General features: G+C 69.2%; 14 protein-coding genes. 8 read left to right on the top strand and 6 right to left on the bottom strand.

Features of this window, described 5'->3' with window-relative positions; all coding sequences use genetic code 11:
* The first annotated feature begins 459 nt into the window (after nucleotides 1-459).
* Entirely contained in the window at nucleotides 460-1,056 is a 597-nt protein-coding gene (locus QSK17_RS32420; RefSeq protein ID WP_285709737.1) for a CBS domain-containing protein, read from the top strand.
* 135 nt (nucleotides 1,057-1,191) lie between these two features.
* Here the strand turns inward: QSK17_RS32420 and polX are convergent, their stop codons facing one another.
* Nucleotides 1,192-2,916: a DNA polymerase/3'-5' exonuclease PolX gene (gene polX, locus QSK17_RS32415; RefSeq protein WP_285709729.1), complete on the bottom strand. Its 1,725-nt coding sequence runs from the start codon at nucleotides 2,914-2,916 to the stop codon at nucleotides 1,192-1,194.
* Nucleotides 2,917-3,281: 365 nt separating this feature from the next.
* Between polX and QSK17_RS32410 the strand changes: the two genes are divergently transcribed.
* The gene (locus QSK17_RS32410; RefSeq protein ID WP_285709727.1) at nucleotides 3,282-4,112 is read left to right on the top strand and encodes a sensor histidine kinase; all 831 of its coding nucleotides are present in this window, start codon (nucleotides 3,282-3,284) and stop codon (nucleotides 4,110-4,112) included.
* A gap of 159 nt (nucleotides 4,113-4,271) precedes the next feature.
* On the opposite strand, the gene QSK17_RS32405 is transcribed toward QSK17_RS32410, so the two are convergent.
* Entirely contained in the window at nucleotides 4,272-6,122 is a 1,851-nt protein-coding gene (locus tag QSK17_RS32405; protein WP_285709725.1) for a DUF4118 domain-containing protein, read from the bottom strand.
* 161 nt (nucleotides 6,123-6,283) lie between these two features.
* Here QSK17_RS32405 and QSK17_RS32400 point away from each other — a divergent pair, with 161 nt between their 5' ends.
* The gene (locus QSK17_RS32400) at nucleotides 6,284-6,928 is read left to right on the top strand and encodes a response regulator (protein WP_285709723.1); all 645 of its coding nucleotides are present in this window, start codon (nucleotides 6,284-6,286) and stop codon (nucleotides 6,926-6,928) included.
* 36 nt (nucleotides 6,929-6,964) lie between these two features.
* Here the strand turns inward: QSK17_RS32400 and QSK17_RS32395 are convergent, their stop codons facing one another.
* The gene (locus tag QSK17_RS32395) at nucleotides 6,965-7,345 is read right to left on the bottom strand and encodes a response regulator (RefSeq protein WP_285709721.1); all 381 of its coding nucleotides are present in this window, start codon (nucleotides 7,343-7,345) and stop codon (nucleotides 6,965-6,967) included.
* A gap of 258 nt (nucleotides 7,346-7,603) precedes the next feature.
* Between QSK17_RS32395 and QSK17_RS32390 the strand changes: the two genes are divergently transcribed.
* Genes QSK17_RS32390 through QSK17_RS32380 form a run of 3 tightly spaced genes read left to right on the top strand, consistent with a single transcriptional unit; the run spans nucleotide 7,604 to nucleotide 9,478 of the window.
* Nucleotides 7,604-8,770 carry an alpha/beta fold hydrolase gene (locus QSK17_RS32390; protein ID WP_285709718.1) on the top strand — a complete coding sequence of 389 codons (1,167 nt, stop codon included), beginning with the start codon at nucleotides 7,604-7,606 and terminating at the stop codon, nucleotides 8,768-8,770.
* 20 nt (nucleotides 8,771-8,790) lie between these two features.
* The gene (locus QSK17_RS32385) at nucleotides 8,791-8,985 is read left to right on the top strand and encodes a DUF5999 family protein (protein WP_285709717.1); all 195 of its coding nucleotides are present in this window, start codon (nucleotides 8,791-8,793) and stop codon (nucleotides 8,983-8,985) included.
* Nucleotides 8,969-9,478, top strand: coding sequence for an ATP-binding protein (locus QSK17_RS32380; RefSeq protein ID WP_285709715.1), 510 nt, complete (start codon nucleotides 8,969-8,971; stop codon nucleotides 9,476-9,478). The genes QSK17_RS32385 and QSK17_RS32380 overlap by 17 nt, the downstream gene beginning before the upstream one ends.
* A gap of 106 nt (nucleotides 9,479-9,584) precedes the next feature.
* Here the strand turns inward: QSK17_RS32380 and QSK17_RS32375 are convergent, their stop codons facing one another.
* From QSK17_RS32375 to QSK17_RS32365, 3 genes are all read right to left on the bottom strand, one after another.
* Complete coding sequence (locus QSK17_RS32375) at nucleotides 9,585-10,241, bottom strand: hypothetical protein (protein WP_285709713.1); 657 nt, start codon at nucleotides 10,239-10,241, stop codon at nucleotides 9,585-9,587.
* A gap of 293 nt (nucleotides 10,242-10,534) precedes the next feature.
* The gene (locus QSK17_RS32370) at nucleotides 10,535-11,203 is read right to left on the bottom strand and encodes a response regulator (RefSeq protein ID WP_285709735.1); all 669 of its coding nucleotides are present in this window, start codon (nucleotides 11,201-11,203) and stop codon (nucleotides 10,535-10,537) included.
* Nucleotides 11,204-11,205: 2 nt separating this feature from the next.
* Nucleotides 11,206-12,309 carry a sensor histidine kinase gene (locus QSK17_RS32365; RefSeq protein ID WP_285709711.1) on the bottom strand — a complete coding sequence of 368 codons (1,104 nt, stop codon included), beginning with the start codon at nucleotides 12,307-12,309 and terminating at the stop codon, nucleotides 11,206-11,208.
* Nucleotides 12,310-13,215: 906 nt separating this feature from the next.
* On the opposite strand from QSK17_RS32365, the gene QSK17_RS32360 reads away from it, so the two are divergent.
* Together QSK17_RS32360 and QSK17_RS32355 are read left to right on the top strand one after the other, a co-directional pair.
* A complete protein-coding gene (locus tag QSK17_RS32360; protein WP_285709709.1) occupies nucleotides 13,216-15,390 on the top strand; it encodes a M4 family metallopeptidase in 2,175 nt (724 codons plus the stop codon).
* Nucleotides 15,391-15,530: 140 nt separating this feature from the next.
* On the top strand, nucleotides 15,531-16,094 hold the full coding sequence (locus QSK17_RS32355; RefSeq protein WP_285709707.1) for a hypothetical protein: 564 nt from the start codon (nucleotides 15,531-15,533) through the stop codon (nucleotides 16,092-16,094).
* The last annotated feature ends 128 nt before the right edge of the window (nucleotides 16,095-16,222 follow it).

The following is a 16,222-nucleotide window of genomic DNA, read 5'->3' as shown; positions in this document are numbered from 1 at the left end:
ACGCCGGAACAACCACCCACCGCAGTGCAGCGGCCCACAGTCACGGCGCCGGAACAACCACCCACCGCAGTGCAGCGGCCCACAGTCACGGCGCCGGAACAACCACCCACCGCAGTGCAGCGGCCCACAGTCACGGCGCCGGAACAACCACCCACCGCAGTGCAGCGGCCCACAGCTACGGCGAGCAAGGCGAATGCCACGTTGCCCTGAAGACGGGAACGCGACTGAAGGTGGGCAACGCGAAGCACGCGCTGGAGCATGCGAGGGCACCGGATGCCCGGGTGGGGCTGCATAGCCACTGTCCACGGCGTGACCTGGCGTATCTCACCTGCGCCCCGGCCGTTCGGGGAGGGCCGGCGGCGGAGGTGACGCTCCTTTCGGTCGTTGCAAGGACCTTCGCCTCTGGGTGGAGATGGTCGTCAGGGAATGGGATGGAGATGGAGACAAGGGGTGATCGTGATGCTGGTCCGGGAGATGATGACGGCCCCGGTGGTGACCGTGCCGCGGACGTGGAGCGTCAAGCAGGTCATCCACCTGCTGTATGAGCAGGACATCACGGCCGCGCCGGTGGTCGACGAGAAGGGCCGGATGGTCGGGATCGTCAGCGAGATGGACCTGCTGCGCGCCGAGTTCGAGGCGGACCCCGGCTCCTACCTCCGTCCCGCGGCCCTGCCCGGTTCGCAGCCGTCCGTTGGGGTCGAGGAGGTCATGACGTCCAAGGTCGGAACCGTTCAGGAGGAGGCCGACGTCCTGGAACTCGTGGATCTGATGATCACGACCGGGGTGAAGAGCGTTCCGGTCCTGCGCGGCGACGACGTGGTCGGCATCGCCAGCCGGCGCGACCTGATGGGGATCCTGGCCCACGGGGACGAGCGGATCCGCGACGACGTCCTGGCGGCGTTGCAGGACTCCGCTGAGACGGCGGCGTGGCAGGTGACCGTACGCGACGGGCTCGTCGAGCTGCACGGCGGTGACGTGGGCGACCGGTCGGCGCGGATCGCCGAGGCCATCGCCCGGACGGTGCCGGGCGTGGCCGGTGTGGTGCTCACTCCGTGAGGCGGGTGGTGCTCAGAGGCGGGTGGTGCTCACTCCGTGAGGCGGGTGGGTGCTCACTCCGTGAGGGGGGTGGTGCTCAGAGGCGGGTGGTGTTCACTCCGTGAGGCGGTGCCCGCTCGCGCGTGGTGCTGTCCGTCACTGCCGGCCCTCCTGAAGGAAGCGCAGCAGACGGTCGAGCGGCCAGGTGTTGATCACCTGGTCGGTGGTGAGCCAGCCCCGCTGCGCCGTGCCCACGCCGTACCGCATGTTGGCCAGGTGCGGCACGGCGTGCGCGTCGCTGTCGATGGCGAAGCGGACGCCCTTGCCCAGGGCGCGCCGGGCCAGCTCGGCGGGCAGGTCGAGGCGGTCGGGGAAGGCGTCGATCTCCAGCGCGGTTCCGGTGCAGGCGCAGGCGGTGAACACCGCGTCCCAGTCGGCGTCCACCGGCTCGCGCCTGCCGATCAGGCGGGCGGTGGGATGGCCGATGATCTTGATGTGCGGGTTCTCGCAGGCCCGCAGCAGCCGCCGGGTCGTCTCCTCGCGCGACTGCGTGAAGTAGGAGTGCAGCGAAGCCACGCACAGGTCGAATCCGGCCAGGAACTCCGGCGGCCAGTCGACCGTCCCCTCGGGGCCGATGTTGAGCTCGGTGCCGTGCAGCAGCCGCATTCCGCGGAAGTTCCCGTCCAGGGTGCGGATCCGCTCGCGCTGCGCCAGGGCCTTCTCGTCGGTCATCCGTTGCATGTAGAGGTCGGGAGCGTGGTCGGTGACCGCCAGATAGGCGTATCCGCGCTCCGCCGCCGCGGCGGCCATCTCCTCCAGCGGCGCCAGCCCGTCGGTCAGGTTCGTGTGCGTGTGCAGGTCGCCGCGGAGATCGTCCTCGGTGACCAGCGGGGGGAGTTCGCCGCGCAGCGCCGCTTCGATCTCACCGTTGTCCTCGCGCAGCGTCGGCGGGATCCAGGGCAGCCCGAGCCTGCCGTACACGTCCGCCTCGTCGGTGGACGCGATCTTCTCCCCGGTGGCCACGTCGAACAGGCCGTACTCGGACAGCTTGAGCTTCTTGTGGACGGCGATCTCCCGCGTGCGGATGTTGTGCGCCCGGGAGCCGGTGAAGTACTGCAGGGCCGCGCCCCACGAATCGGCGGGCACGACCCGCAGGTCCACCTGGAGCCCGGCGACGGTGCGGATCGAGGTCTTGGTGTCTCCGTGTGCGATCACCTCGCCGGTCGAGGGAAGCCGGGTGAACGCCTCCATGAGCGTCGCCGGCTCCCGCGACGTGGCGAGGACGTCGATGTCCCCGACGGTGTCCTTCATCCGGCGCAGCGACCCCGCGTAGACGCACCGTTCGCACCCCGGCACCTGCCGCAGCGCGGTGACGATCTCCTCCGCGATGCCCATGCCGACGCCGAGATCCACCCGCTCGCTCGCCTTGTGCATCAGTTCGATGCCGTGCAGGAGGTTCTCCTCCGTCTTGGGGCCGAATCCGTGCAGTCCGTGCAGCAGACCCGCCCTGATCGCCGCCTCCAGCGAGTCGATCGAATCGATCCCCAGCTCCTCGTACAGCGTCACGGCCTTCTTCGGGCCGAGCGAGGGGATCACGGTGAGCATGCGGACACCCGCCGGGATCTTCGTACGCAGTTCCTCGAGCTGGTGGATCGCCCCGGTGTGCAGGAACTCGTCGATCTTCGCCGCGATCGACGCTCCCACGTTGGGGATCCCGCGCAGCTCGCCGAGGCCCATGCCCGAGATGTCGCGCGCGTAGCCGCCGACTGATCGGGCCGCCTTCTCGTACACCCTGACCTTGAAGGCGTCGCCGCCCGTGATGGCGATCAGGTCCGCGTATTCCTGCAGCAGATCCGCGACCTGGTCGTTCGAACGTTCCACTGCTGCCACCCCTGCCTGCGTCGGGCACGGTCTGCTGTCAGGGTCGGTCGCGGGGACGGTCAGCCGATAGGGCAGAAGGTCCTTGACCTGCGACGCCGTTCCCACGCGGCTCCTATTCGGTACGAGGGGGTGAGCAGGGCCGGCCGCGGCCCGCGGCGCAGGGCGGCATACCGGCTAGCGGGAACCCGGGAGTTCGGCTGGCATGGGGGCGGAAATGGGGGCTGCCCGCGCAGACGTTGCGGCGGCGGGACGTCATCGTAGGGGGAAGGCAGCTCTCACCTCTTTGGAATCGGACGACCAGCCCGACGGGCATGGACGACGTGATGAGGTGCCGAGGACTCTCTCTTCAACGAACGAGAATCTAGATGAGCGTTATGTGTCTGCGCGACGCCGTGCCCGTCCACGTTGACGGCACGAAGAGCACGTCCCTCGACCCTTCGGGTGAGGATGAGCGCGCCTGGTCAGTCCAGGCCGTGAACCGCACGCCGGAAGCGGCGGAGAACGCCAGGAGACGGATGGACCGGATGCTCGCCCAGCAGCGGCAGTTCGTGTCCGACGCCTCGCACGAACTGCTCACCCCGATCGCCGGTCTTCGAACGCAGCTGGAGGAAGCCCAGTTGCACCCCGACACGACGGATCTGGACGAGCTTCTCTCGTGCGCGCTACGCGACGTCGACCGCCTCCAGGCGATCGTCTCCGACCTCCTCGCGCTGGCGAGGGTGGGGATGCACATGCCCGACGAGCTGGTACGGGTGGACCTGTCCGCGCTGGTCGAGGCGCAGATCTCCCGGCGCGCAGACAAGCTGCCGGTGCTGGTGCGGCTCGCCCCGGGTGTGACGGTCGACGTCGTCGACCACGAGATCCAACGCCTCCTCGCCAACCTTCTGGACAACGCGCAGCGCCACAGCAAGCACGTGCTGCACGTCGAAGTGCGCCGGAACGCCGACTACGCCGAACTGGTCGTCGCCGACGACGGAAACGGCATCGCCGTGGCCGACCGGGAATGGATCTTCGAGCGGTTCAGGCGAGTGGACACCGCTCGCAGCCGGTGCCGCGGAGGAACCGGCCTCGGCCTCGCGATCGTGCGTGACACCGCTGAGGCGCACGGCGGGACGGTCGAAGTGGGGGAGTCGGCGTGGGGTGGGGCGCGTTTCGTCGTCCGCCTGCCGCTCGCCGATTCGCCGTCGAGCCCGTAGTGGCCGTAGTGGCCGTAGTGGCCGTCCGGCCCGTGTGCCCTGCGCTGCTCACCTGATGCCCACGCGCCCGATGTGACCCGGTCGCGTCGGATGTACCGGATGGGGCCGGATATAGCCGGTGGGGCTCATGCGGACCGTCATCCGGCCGTCATCCGGCCGTCATCCGGCCTCGACCGGGATGACCGCCGCCAGCGTGGTGCCGCGGCCCACGGGACTGGCGATCTCCATCGTGCCGCCGAGCGCCTGGACGCGGTCACTGAGACCGATGAGCCCCGAGCCGGCGTGGGGGTCGGCGCCGCCGATGCCGTCATCGCGGACCGAGATCCTGATGCTCGCGTCCTCCACGCCGACCTGGACGTACGCGACCGAGGCGTGGGCGTGCTTGGCCACGTTGGTCAGCGCCTCGGACACGACGTAGTAGGTGGCGACCTCGACCCGCTCCGGCAGCCGACGGTCGGCGCGTACGTCGAGCTCGACGGGGATGGGCGAGCGGCGGGCGAGCATCTTCAGCGCGGGCCCGAGGCCGCCCTTGGAGAGGATCGCCGGATGGATGCCGCGGGAGAGCTCCCGCAGGTCCTCCAGGACGAGCGTCAGATCTTCGACGGCGTGCGCCAACCCTTCTCTCACCTCGGCCAGTTCAGGCGGCACGGTGGCCTCCACGGTCCGCAGTTCGAGCCCGAGGGAGACGAGGCGTTGCTGGGCTCCGTCGTGCAGGTCGCGTTCGATGCGATGCCGGGTCTCGTCGGAGGCCGCGACGACGCGGGCGCGGGAGGCGGCGAGTTCGTCGCGGGCCTGCGCGTTGGAGATCGCGGTCGCGACGAGTTCGATGAGGTCCAGCATGCGCTCCTCCGCGTTTCCAGGCGCATGCTCAGAAGCTTCGTAAGAAGCGATCATCACCCCCCAGAGGCGCGCTTCCACGATGATGGGGCTGCCGATCGAGGAGACGAGTTCCCGTGTCCGGGCCCACCCGGCGATCTCTCCGGTGGCAAGGCCGTCGTACGTCATCCGCGCAGACCGCCCGGTCCTCAGCACGATCGCCGGGACGCTCTGCCCCTTCATTGGCCAGCGTGAGCCGAGGGGCAGCGTGTTCGCGGGGCCTTGACTGCTCCACGAGCCCGCCACGACCATCGCCTCATCGGGCTCGTAGCGTCCTATCGCCGTGCAACTCGCCTGGAGAATGACGCCCATTTCGCTGGCGACGGCGTTGAAGATCGCCGTTGGAGAGACTCCGCGTGCGACCAGCGTCGCGACGCGTCGCAGTGCGGCCTGTTCCTCGGCGACCCGGCGGAGCTCGTCCCGGCTCGTCTCAAGGGCCTGCCTGATCGCCTCACGATCGTGGGCAGCGTGCAGCAGGGCCTGCAGCGAGGGCACCACCCGCTCGTTCAGACGGCGCATGGTGGCCTCCGGCAGGTCCGCGGGCACGACGAGCGTGCCGAGCCTGGTGTCGCCCTCCACCAGCGGCAGCGCCGTGCGCCGGTCGTCGCCCGCGACCGCGTCGGCCTCGATCGTCAGGAACGGCAGCCGAAGCGCCCGTGCCAGGCGCTGGGATGCCGTCGGGAGCGCGGATCGCAGCTGCTCCGTACGCAGCAGGAGGCGGGCCATCTTGGCGTTCGTATCGGCCTCGCGGCGGCGGTCGTCGGCCTCGATGACCAGGGATCGCACCAGCGCCGCGATCGAGCTGACCAGCACCGCGACGACGAGGAAGATGACGGTCGGCATCCACGACCAACTGGTGAAGAGCGTGACGGTCTCGGCGGGAGGCAGGTGGAAGTAGTCGAAGGCGAAACCGCTGGCCACCGCGGTCGCCATCCCCAGCGGCAGACCCCACAGGTACGAGACCACGAGAACGCCGAGCAGGTAAACTACACCTAGAGAGCTTCCGGGTGCGTACCGCTGCAACGGATATGTCAGGAAGGTCTCTGCCGCTACGATCGAGGCGCTGACGAAGATGCCCAGCAGGATGGGCAGGCGCGTCGGGCGCAGCAGCAACGACAGTAGCCGCGCGCGCATGCCTCCACGCTACTCCGAGGTGACGAGGGAACGCGCTCCACGTTCGCGCTGCTCAGACCGCCGTAAGGATGGCCGGCCCGGGGCGTTGACGCGAACCGCGTTCGCTCCCGTTCAGGCGTGGCCGAGCGCGAAACGGCGGCAGACCGGTGGATGAAGGCCGAATGCGGATAGTGCTGGCGGACGATGACGTCCTGTTGCGCGAGGGGCTGGCGAGTCTCCTGGAACGGTCGGGGTTTGAGGTCGTCGGCCAGGCAGGGGACGCGGAGGAGCTCCTCGTTCTCGTGCGCGAGCACCGTCCGGATCTCGCCATCGTCGACATCCGGATGCCTCCGACGCACACGACGGAAGGCCTCGACGCAGCACGGGTGATCCGCGAGGAGTTCCCCCAGATGGGCATCCTCCTGCTGTCGGCGCACGTGGAGGTCGACCAGGCGATGGAGCTGCTCGCCGCCGGACACCGGGTCGGTTACCTGCTCAAGAGCCGGGTCACCGGTGTGGCCGACTTCGTCGAGACGCTCGAACGGATCGCCCACGGCGGCTCGGTCGTCGATCCCAGCCTGGTGGCCGAGCTCATCACCGCCCGCCGCAGGCACGACCCCCTCGAACTCCTGACGCAGCGCGAGCGGGAGGTGCTCGCCCTGATGGCGGAGGGACGCTCCAACGCCGGGATCGCCCACAAGCTCTGGATCACCGAGGGCACGGTCGAGAAGCACGTGCGCAGCATCATGGCGCGGATGCAACTGCCGGAGACCGAAGACGATCATCGTCGCGTGCTCGCGGTGATCACGTTCCTGGAAGCCCGCTGACCGGGGCGTTGAGGCATAAACCGTCTCAGAACCGCCTCAACGGCCCGTGCCGGCCGCTCCTCGCAGGATCTCGTAGATCGCTCTTCCCGAAAGGCTCGGCTTCGGCAGGAACGCGACGGCGGGGCTGGCCGCGATCATCTCCGCGAAGTCCGTCTCGTCGTAGGTCGAGATCAGGATGACGATCGGGGGATCCCCGGCGGCCGCGTCCACGAGCCGCAGGGTCAGCTCGAATCCGCTCTCCTCGCCGAGATCGATGTCGACCAGCACGAAATCCGGCCGGAGCTCGCCGAACCGGCGAAGCGCCTCGGCGGTCGTGGACACGGTGCCGAGTACGACGATGCCGTCCGCTTCGAGCAGTTGACGAGCGGCCTCCTTGAAGTGATCGCTGTCGTCCACGATCAGGCAACTGAGGGGCACACATCCAGGATCCCAGCCCATCGCCGACGCGTCATTGCAGCTAGCAGGAATGCCGGGACTGCCGCAGGCATGCCCGCAAGATGGAGGCTGCCAGCGCAGACGGCGGGCGTTCGCGGCGCGATCGTAGATGGCGAAGCAGGTCACCGGACCGGTCTCGAGGAGCTTGCGGACCTTGCGGACCTTGCGGACCTTGAACCTGAGAACACGGAACGGTGACGAAGCCCAGGAGCCTGAATCGACGAGCGGAGGGACGTGGAGATGCTCAGCAGTCGCTCCAACGAACCGTCGCCTGACGCGTACGACCCCACCACCATCCGGGGGCTCGACCCTCGCGTGGTCAGCGGCATCGACCTCAGGCACCGGGAACTCGTCGACGTGGAGGCGGATGCCTTGCCGGACACACTGCCGGACACACTGCCGGATACGACGCCGGACGCCCTGCCGGACGTTCCAGGTGATTCGGACGGTGCGTTCCAGCCTGAAGACGCGGAGTCGGCCGCCGGAACCGCGCGCATCGTCAAGGCCGACGACGGCCTCGAGCTGTACGTCGAGGTTGGCGGTTCCAGCGACGCCGAGCTGACCATGGTCTTCTGCCACGGTCTGGCGCTCCACCTGGACTGCTGGACCAGCCAGCGGACGGCGTTCGCCGACCGGGCCCGGCTGGTCCTGTACGACCAGCGCGGCCACGGACGGTCGGGTCGCGGCACGCCGGGGTCGGCCACCATCGCGCAGCTCGGCCGGGACCTGCACCGGGTCCTGGAAGAGGTCGCCCCGTCCGGCCCGGTGGTCCTGGTCGGACACTCGATGGGCGGCATGGCGATCATGGCGCTGGCGGAGGCGAACCCGGACCTGTTCAGTGAAAGGGTCGTGGGGGTCGCGCTGCTCTCGACCTCGGCGGGCGGGCTGGGCCACATCACGCTCGGACTGCCGGCGTACGGCGCCCGGCTGCTGCAGCCGCTCGTCCCCGGACTGCTCAAGGTCCTGGGCGGACGGTCGATCATCCGAGGGTACGGCCACCGCGCGTTCGCGGAGCTGCTGCACGTGCTCGTGCGGCGGTACTCGTTCGCGTCCGACGTGCCGTCGGCGGTGCAGCAGGCCGCCGCCCGGATCATCGATTCCACTCCGATCGAGGTGATCGGAGACTTCTACACGACCCTGGTGGCGCACGACCGGCTGGCGGCGCTGGCGGCCCTGCGCGACGTGCCCACGCTGATCCTGGTCGGCAAGAACGATCTCCTCACGCCGGTCGAGCACAGCGAGCTGATCGCGTGCACGCTCCCGGCGGCCGACTTCGTCGTGCTCCCGAGTACCGGGCACTACCTGATGCTCGAAAGGCCCTGCAATGTCAACTCCTCGCTCGGGGAGTTGCTGGACCGGGTCACTGGGCCGCAGCCGGTGGCTCTCGAAGAACTTTCCGACGTTTGATGAGGAGCGAGATGATCGTTATGTGCCGACATATGCCGTCGTGTCCGTCCGCGGACGCTCCCGATCACGGTGCCGCCTGTCTCGTGGCGTTCCACCCCGAACAAGGCTGGGGTCTGCTCTGCAACGGCGTCGTGGTGTTCGACGACACCGGCGAGCTGCTGCCCGACGGACGCAGCATCCCCGCCCACAGGGCCGCATATGCGCAGGCGGCCTGAGTCCGCGGTCCGCGCCGTCAAGGCGGCGGGCCATCGCCAGACCACGCACACGCGGCACACCACAGGCACGGAGCAGGTCATGCACAATTGGCACGCCACGGGCACCAAGCAGGCGGCCACACCCACCCGGCGGGCCTCCTGGGCCCTCCAGCCCGAGGCGTCCTCGACGCCCACGGCGCGGCATCTCGTCCGCGCCCAGCTCGGCGGGTGGGGATGCGGCGAGCACTGCGAGGTGGCGGAACTGCTCGTCAGCGAGCTGGTCACCAACGCCCTGCGCCATGGGAGCGGGGGGCCGGTCCTCACGCTGACCTCCGCCGACGGCACGCTGCGCTGCGAGGTCGAGGACGAAAGCCCGGTCCCTGTCCGCACATGCCCCGCGCCCCTGGACGACGAGGGCGGCCGCGGCCTGCTCCTCGTCGACGCCCTGTCCAGCTCCTGGGGCACCGGCCGTACGGGCAGGGGCAAGGTCGTCTGGTTCGAGCTGGACGCGTGAGCGGAGGCGCCGGGATGCGACGGGTCAAGAAGGTCACGAGCAGAAGATCCCCCATGGCCTCGCTGGACCTGCGAACACCCGGTGGACGGCCGCTGCCGTACTGAGGTCACGGGTTGGAGAGACGGTGGCGACCAGCCATGACTCGGGCTGCGGGGATGCTGCCGATCACGAGCAGGGTCAGTGCGACGTCACCCAGGACAAGGGGACGGCCCGGCAACACGAAGACGGCGACCGTCAGAGGGCTGCTGGCGATCATCGACCAGGCCGCCCATCTCGGGATGACTCTGGCCCGACGCAGCGCGATAGCGAGCAACACATAGGCCACCAGATGCCCGACGATGTAGACGAGCAGGTAGCCGCCCATCACCGCGTCGTTCGCGAACTGGTCCAACAGCGTGGCGTACGAACCGCTGTCGGGTAGGGCGGCCATGGCCATGCTGACGTCATCCAGTGCGGTCAGGGCCGAGAACGGCAGCCAGCCCACCACCGCGAGCAGCCCACCGATCGTGGCCAGTCGCGGCGCCCGGGCGTAGGCGAGATACGCGAGGCCGACCGCTCCGAGAGGGAGCAGAAAGGAGGCGAGAACGTACGCGACCAGGTGCATGGCGTTGGTGATCGGATTCGCGGCGGCGTTCGCCGCGATGCTCGTCGCTCCGTCCTCGTGGACGGCCGGGATGAGGATGCTACCGACGGCGTAACCGAGCGGTCCGCCGACGATCGCCACCGCCAGGACAAGCCGCCACAGCCGCTCATGTCCGGGCATTTTCTCGGAAGAATTCTCGTCCGGGGTGGACGAACCGGATGTGTGCTCATTCGGGGTCACTGGCCGGGGCGAGCGCCCGAGCGCGGAAAGGATCATTTCCGGTACCTCCTGGGAAACCGCCGTTGTCGGGACGACGAGCCTGGGAGGGTTCGCCGTCGCGGTACTGCCAGCAGTTTTCCGCTCGGCCATGGGTCACGTCGTCGGTCGCCCGGCGGCACTTCACCTGCGTGTGAGCGGGTATCCAGGGACCCCGGCGTACGTCGCTGAACGTATCCGCGAGGACCGGGTGCCGGTCAGCCGGTGCGGCCGGGGCGGACCAGGCCGGATTCGTAGGCGAAGACGACCAGTTGCGCGCGATCGCGGGCGGCGAGCTTGACCATCGCCCGGGAGACATGGGTACGGGAGGTCGCTGGGCTGATCACCAGCCGATCGGCGATCTCCTCGTTGGACAACCCCCGGGCCACCAGGGCGACGACCTCCCGTTCCCGCGGGGTGAGGGAATCCAGCGCCCGCGCGGCGGGCCCGGTCGGTGTGGGGGCGGCGGCGAACGCCGTGACCAGTCGGCGCGCGGCCTGGGGAGAGAGCAACGCGTCACCGGCGGCGGCCGCCCGGATGCCGCGCAGTAGTTCAGTGGGTTCGGCGTCTTTGAGCAGGAACCCGGCCGCACCCGCACGAATCGCCTCGAAGACCAGTGCGTCCTCATCGAACGTCGTCAGCACCAACACCCGTACATCGGACAGTCGTGGGTCGGCGGCGATCGCCCGGGTGGCCGCCAGCCCGTCCAGCACCGGCATCCGGATATCCATCACGATCACATCCGGGCGATGGGCACGAGCGGCGGCGAGCGCCTGCTGCCCGTCGCCGGCCTCGGCGACGACCTCCAGGCCGGGTTCGGCGGCCAGCAGCGCCCGTAACCCGGAGCGGATCATCACCTGGTCGTCGGCGAGCACAACCCGCAGCACACTCATCGCTCCGCCCCCAGCGGCAGGCGGGCGTGGAGGGTGAAGCCGCCGCCGGACGCCGGTCCGGCCCGCAACTCGCCCCCGACCGCGCCGGCCCGTTCAGCCAGCCCACGCAACCCGTGGCCCGGGTCGCGCACCGGTACGGCGGCGCCGGTGCCGTCGTCCAGGATGTCGATCTCCAGCCAGCCGTGGACGGTTGCGACATGGACCCGAGCACGCGCGCCGGGCCCGGCGTGGCGCATCACGTTGGTCAACGCCTCCTGGACGATTCGATAGGCGGTGGCGGAGATCACGTCCGGGATCGCTCGGCTCTCCAGGTCGATGGCCAGATCCACACCCAAGCCGGTCGCGCGCACCGACGTCACCAGCGCGTCCAGGTCGGCCAGGCCGGGCGCTGCCTGCGGCGCCTCCTCACCTGTCCCTCGCACGACCGCCAACGCGGCGCGCGCCTGTGCCAGCGGGTCGTTGCTGACCTGGCGGATCGCGTGCAGCGCCTCCCGAGCCTGTTCCGGCCGGTCGTCCACCAGGTGCAGTCCGACGCCGGCCTGCAGGCTGATCGTGGCCAGGCTGTGGGAGAGCACGTCGTGCAACTCTCGGGCGATCCTGAGCCGCTCCTCGACCACCTTGCCGGCGGCCTCCTCCTCGGAAAGCTTTCGGCGAACCTGCGTGGCCCGGGCGGCCAGGACCGTGACCGCCGCCCACACCAGCGCGATTGTGATCATCGGGGCGGGCCGCCAGGCTTCCGGCGGGCCGGTGGCGACCGCGATCCCTACCCCGCCGATCGTGGCGAACGGAACCCAGACCCGCGCTTCGGCGACCCCGGAGACAAGCGCCAGCAGGCCCGCGAACGCGCCCAGGTAGATGGGCCAGCCGGCGAACCGCAACGCCAGGTAGGCCACCGCCGCGCCCACGGCCAGTGTGAAGGTGAGCAGCGGATTGACTCGCCGCAGAGCCAACGCCAACCCGCACACCACGAGGAGTGCCAGCCCAAGCGCGGTCACGGGACGGACCCCTGGCTGGATCACCCGAGCGACCTGGGATATCAGGGCCATGAACGTGGCCAGGATCACCGCCGTCGCCGCGTCCACCGCAAAACCCGCCCGCATCATCACAGAATAGGGACGAAGATCTCCATATGTAAGTGACTCTCCGCCGTACGTCCGCGACGGCGTCCAGCGCTACCTGGCGGCCGCCGCGAATCGTTGCCGAAGTCGAGTCTTCCGAAGTGACGGTTCCGCCGTCTCGGGATTCGGTCATGCTGTCCGTTTTTGTGATACGTCGGATCTCGGCGGGACCGACGCCTGCCGCGCTGCGGAGATCCGCTCCGAAGAGACCGGTTTCGGACAGGTCGACGTCTTCCGGATGTGCGCCGTCAGGCGAGGTCCGGCTCGGTCGGGCTCGCGCCCGTAAAGTCTGAGTCGTTCGCATCCGCTCCGCTCGATACGGCGTTGCCGGGTCGGCGCCGTCCGATTCGGCGCTCCACAGATCAGCGCGCTGGAGATGAGCTTCGCTCACGTGCGCTCCGCACAAGTCGGCGCTCCACGGGAAAGCTTCCCCGGAATTCACGTCGTCAGGTAGGCGCCGTAATCGCCGACCGTTTAACCGTGATGAGTTCCACATGGCCCGGCGGCCGTCACGCGTAGATCACAAATCGGGACGGCGCCGGCTGTTCTCTCTTTCCCCGTAAATCACGCGAGAGATCCGATGTCTGGCGTCATAAGGGGCCGATAAGGGGCCGGTTTCCTCTTGTCGTAAAAGAACGCCCCGCGCGCCCTTCGTGATCACTGTCATCGCACGTGATCGACCCATCATCCGCCCGGCGGATATTGCGGCCGGTCATCGAACGTCCTTCCGACGCCCGAAAACACTTCGCCGTAATGTGCCCGTCGCCGGAAATTTTTGTGTTTGCCATCTTATTGACAGCATTGTCAAAAGAGAGTCAAACTTCGCTCGTCCAATCACCCTTCATGGTGATGCACCCCCCACGCGTCACACAACAGAAGGAGCGTCGTGTGAAACGCACCGCAGCGTTAGCGCTCATCACCACGACAGCAGGGTTACTCGTGGCCCTGACCGGCACATCCTCCGCGGGAGCGAGCCCGGCCGTCGACCCCGGCCAGGCCGCGCGCGGCGCCGACCGTCTGGTCGACGCCAAGCCGCCCGCCCTCCGCCCCTCGGCCAAGGACGGCTTCCGCCGCGAGAAGGTCGTCGAAGGGCGAGGCGGCCTCAACTACGTCTCCTACACCCGCACCTACGGCGGGCTGCCGGTGTACGGCGGAGACTTCGTCGTGGTCACCGACGCCAAGGGCGGCGTGCTGAGTACGTCCGTCGCTCAGGAGAAGACGCTGAGCGTCGGCACCACGCCGAAGCTCACCGCCGACCAGGCCACCGAGGTGGCGCGCGCGCAGATCTCCGAGGTCACCACCACGTCGGCGCCGCAGCTGACCGTGATGGCGGAGGGCACCGGACGGCTGGCCTACGAGGTCGTCGCGGAAGGCGTGAACAACGGCCGCGAGAGCAAGATGCACGTCCTCGTCGACGCGCTGACCGGCGAGGTCGTGGAGAAGTCCGACGAGGTCGTGGACGGCCAGGGCAACAGCTACTACAACGGCAACCCCGTCACCATCGGCACCACGTCCGGCAGCACGTTCTCCATGGCCGACCCCGCCCGTTCCGGCGTCCGCTGCGGCGGCCAGAACGGCTCCACCTACACCAAGGCCACCGACAGCTGGGGCAACGGCTCCGGCACCGACCTGGAGACCGCCTGCGTCGACGCGCTCTTCGCCGTCGGCAAGGAATGGGACATGCTGCGCGACTGGCTCGGGCGCAACGGCATCAACGGCACCGGCGGCGGCTTCCCCGCCCGCGTCGGTCTCGCCGACGTCAACGCGTACTGGAACGGCAGCTACACCAACTTCGGCCACTCGCAGGACAACAAGCGCCAGGCGACCCCGATCGACGTCGTGGCCCACGAGTACGGCCACGCCGTCTTCCAGAACACGCCCGGCGGATCGACCGGCAGCAACGAGAAGGGCATCCTCAACGAGTCCACCGGCGACGTCTTCGGCGCACTGACCGAGCACTACGCCAACGAGCCCGCGGGCCTCGACACCCCGGACTACTCCGTGGGCGAGATGGTCGACCTCGTCGGCAGCGGCCCGATCAGGTACATGCACAAGCCGTCCCTCATCTCCGGAAACCCCGACTGCTACTCGTCCTCGGTCCCCAACATGGAGGTTCACGCCGGGGCGGGCATCCAGAACCACTGGTTCTACCTGCTGGCCGAGGGGTCGAACCCGACCAACGGCAACCCGGTCAGCCCGACCTGCAACGGCTCCACGGTCACCGGAGTCGGCATCCAGAAGGCCGGCCAGATCTTCATGGAGACGCTGAACCGCAAGACCAGCACCTGGACCCACTCGTTGGTGCGCAAGGCGTCGCTTGAGGCCGCGCTCCAGCTGTTCCCCGGATCCTGCGCCGAGTTCAACAGGACCAAGGCGGCGTGGGACGCGGTGAGCGTGCCGGCGGCCTCCGGCGAGCCGGCCAGCTGCAACACCACTGGCAACGACTTCTCCCTGACGCTCAACCCGGCCTCGGCCAGCGTCCAGGCCGGCCAGCAGGCGACCGCCACGGTCGCCACGCAGACCACGTCCGGCACCGCGCAGGGCGTCACCTTCTCGGCCACCGGGCTTCCCGCCGGTGTGACGGCCGCGTTCAACCCGTCGTCGGTGACCTCGGGCAGCTCGTCGACGATGACCGTCACGACGTCGGCGTCCACCGCGTCGGGCTCCTACCCGATCACGGTGACCGGCACCGGCGGGTCGGCCACCCACACCGCGACCTTCACCCTGACCGTGGGCGGCGGCAGCGGTCCGTGCAGCGGCAGGCAGAACACCGCCACCGGCACCCTGAGCTCGGGGTCGAGTGCCTACCAGCCGAGCACCTCCGGCTTCCAGACCACCAAAACGGGAACCCACGTCGCTTGCCTGAGCGGGCCGACCGGCGCCGACTTCGACCTGTACCTGCAGAAGAAGAACAGCCTGGGGCTCTGGACGAACGTCGCCAGCGGCACCACGGCCAGCCCTAACGAGTCCTTCACCTACACCGGCACCGCCGGCACCTACCGCTACCGCGTCTACTCCTACAGCGGCAGCGGCGCCTACACCCTCGGGTACGACGCCCCATAACGAGAAAGCCCCGCAACACGAAAGGAACAGCGTCCAACGGGCCCCGGCATCGTCACCCGCCGGGGCCCGTCGGCCTGTCCAGGACTCCACAGGGCGCTAGGGGGATGCGCCTGTGGCGGTACGGCGGGCACAGTGGACACATGCGAAGTCGAATCGCTGTAGCCGCCATGCTGGCCGGTGTGATCGCCGCCTGTACGCCCGGCGATCCGGCAGCGAGGCGGGTGACCGCGTCCTCGCCCCCTCCCGCTGCCTTTGCGACCGTGCGGTGCGACGAGGTGATCGGCGGGCAACGCGCTCCCTCTGGCGATCTGGAGGTCATCGGCGACGCGGTGGCCCTGCCGACGAGTAAGGCCAGGGCGCAGGCCCTTCAGGCGTCCGACGTGAATGTGCCCGGCGGAGGTGCGGGGCTGTTCGCCAAGCAGGGTCTGCTCGTGCGGCGTGGACGACATGTCGAGGTGGCGGTGCCGGACGGACTGAGCGGCCGGTTCTGGCTGGTATGGGGGAGCCCGGGGTCGCCGGGCGCGCGTGTGGTGGTGGACCGCTGCGACGCCGAGAACGAATGGATCGCCTTCGCCGGAGGTTACATCGTCCGCGAGGCCGGATGCCTTCCGATCCACGTTCGAGTCGACGGCGGCGCGGCCCATGAGGTGCTCATCGGCGTCGGTGCGCCGTGCCCGGGGCAGGGGCCCGCGCCCCGGGTCTGATGCCCCGACCTCCGGTCTTCACACTGTTGATCTACAGCGTAAAGGTGCGCCGGGTGGGTCGGGCGGCGGCCTGCCGTACGGAGTTGGAGAACGGCACAACGGATCGGACCGGATTCGTCGCGGAGGCC

This window comes from Microtetraspora sp. NBRC 16547, from assembly GCF_030268965.1.
In the GTDB taxonomy this organism is placed as follows: Bacteria; Actinomycetota; Actinomycetes; order Streptosporangiales; family Streptosporangiaceae; genus Microtetraspora.
Note: the sequence above shows the minus strand (reverse complement) of the source record. Positions and strands in the feature narration are given on the sequence as shown.

Excerpts from the sequence above, each read along its gene's own strand:
- QSK17_RS32420 (WP_285709737.1), top strand. The coding sequence starts at position 460 with ATGCTGGTCCGGGAGATGATGACGGCCCCGGTGGTGACCGTGCCGCGG.
- QSK17_RS32410 (WP_285709727.1), top strand. The coding sequence starts at position 3,282 with ATGAGCGTTATGTGTCTGCGCGACGCCGTGCCCGTCCACGTTGACGGC.
- QSK17_RS32405 (WP_285709725.1), bottom strand. The coding sequence starts at position 6,122 with ATGCGCGCGCGGCTACTGTCGTTGCTGCTGCGCCCGACGCGCCTGCCC.
- QSK17_RS32400 (WP_285709723.1), top strand. The coding sequence starts at position 6,284 with ATGCGGATAGTGCTGGCGGACGATGACGTCCTGTTGCGCGAGGGGCTG.
- QSK17_RS32390 (WP_285709718.1), top strand. The coding sequence starts at position 7,604 with ATGCTCAGCAGTCGCTCCAACGAACCGTCGCCTGACGCGTACGACCCC.
- QSK17_RS32385 (WP_285709717.1), top strand. The coding sequence starts at position 8,791 with ATGTGCCGACATATGCCGTCGTGTCCGTCCGCGGACGCTCCCGATCAC.
- QSK17_RS32380 (WP_285709715.1), top strand. The coding sequence starts at position 8,969 with ATGCGCAGGCGGCCTGAGTCCGCGGTCCGCGCCGTCAAGGCGGCGGGC.
- QSK17_RS32375 (WP_285709713.1), bottom strand. The coding sequence starts at position 10,241 with ATGCCCGGACATGAGCGGCTGTGGCGGCTTGTCCTGGCGGTGGCGATC.
- QSK17_RS32365 (WP_285709711.1), bottom strand. The coding sequence starts at position 12,309 with ATGCGGGCGGGTTTTGCGGTGGACGCGGCGACGGCGGTGATCCTGGCC.
- QSK17_RS32355 (WP_285709707.1), top strand. The coding sequence starts at position 15,531 with ATGCGAAGTCGAATCGCTGTAGCCGCCATGCTGGCCGGTGTGATCGCC.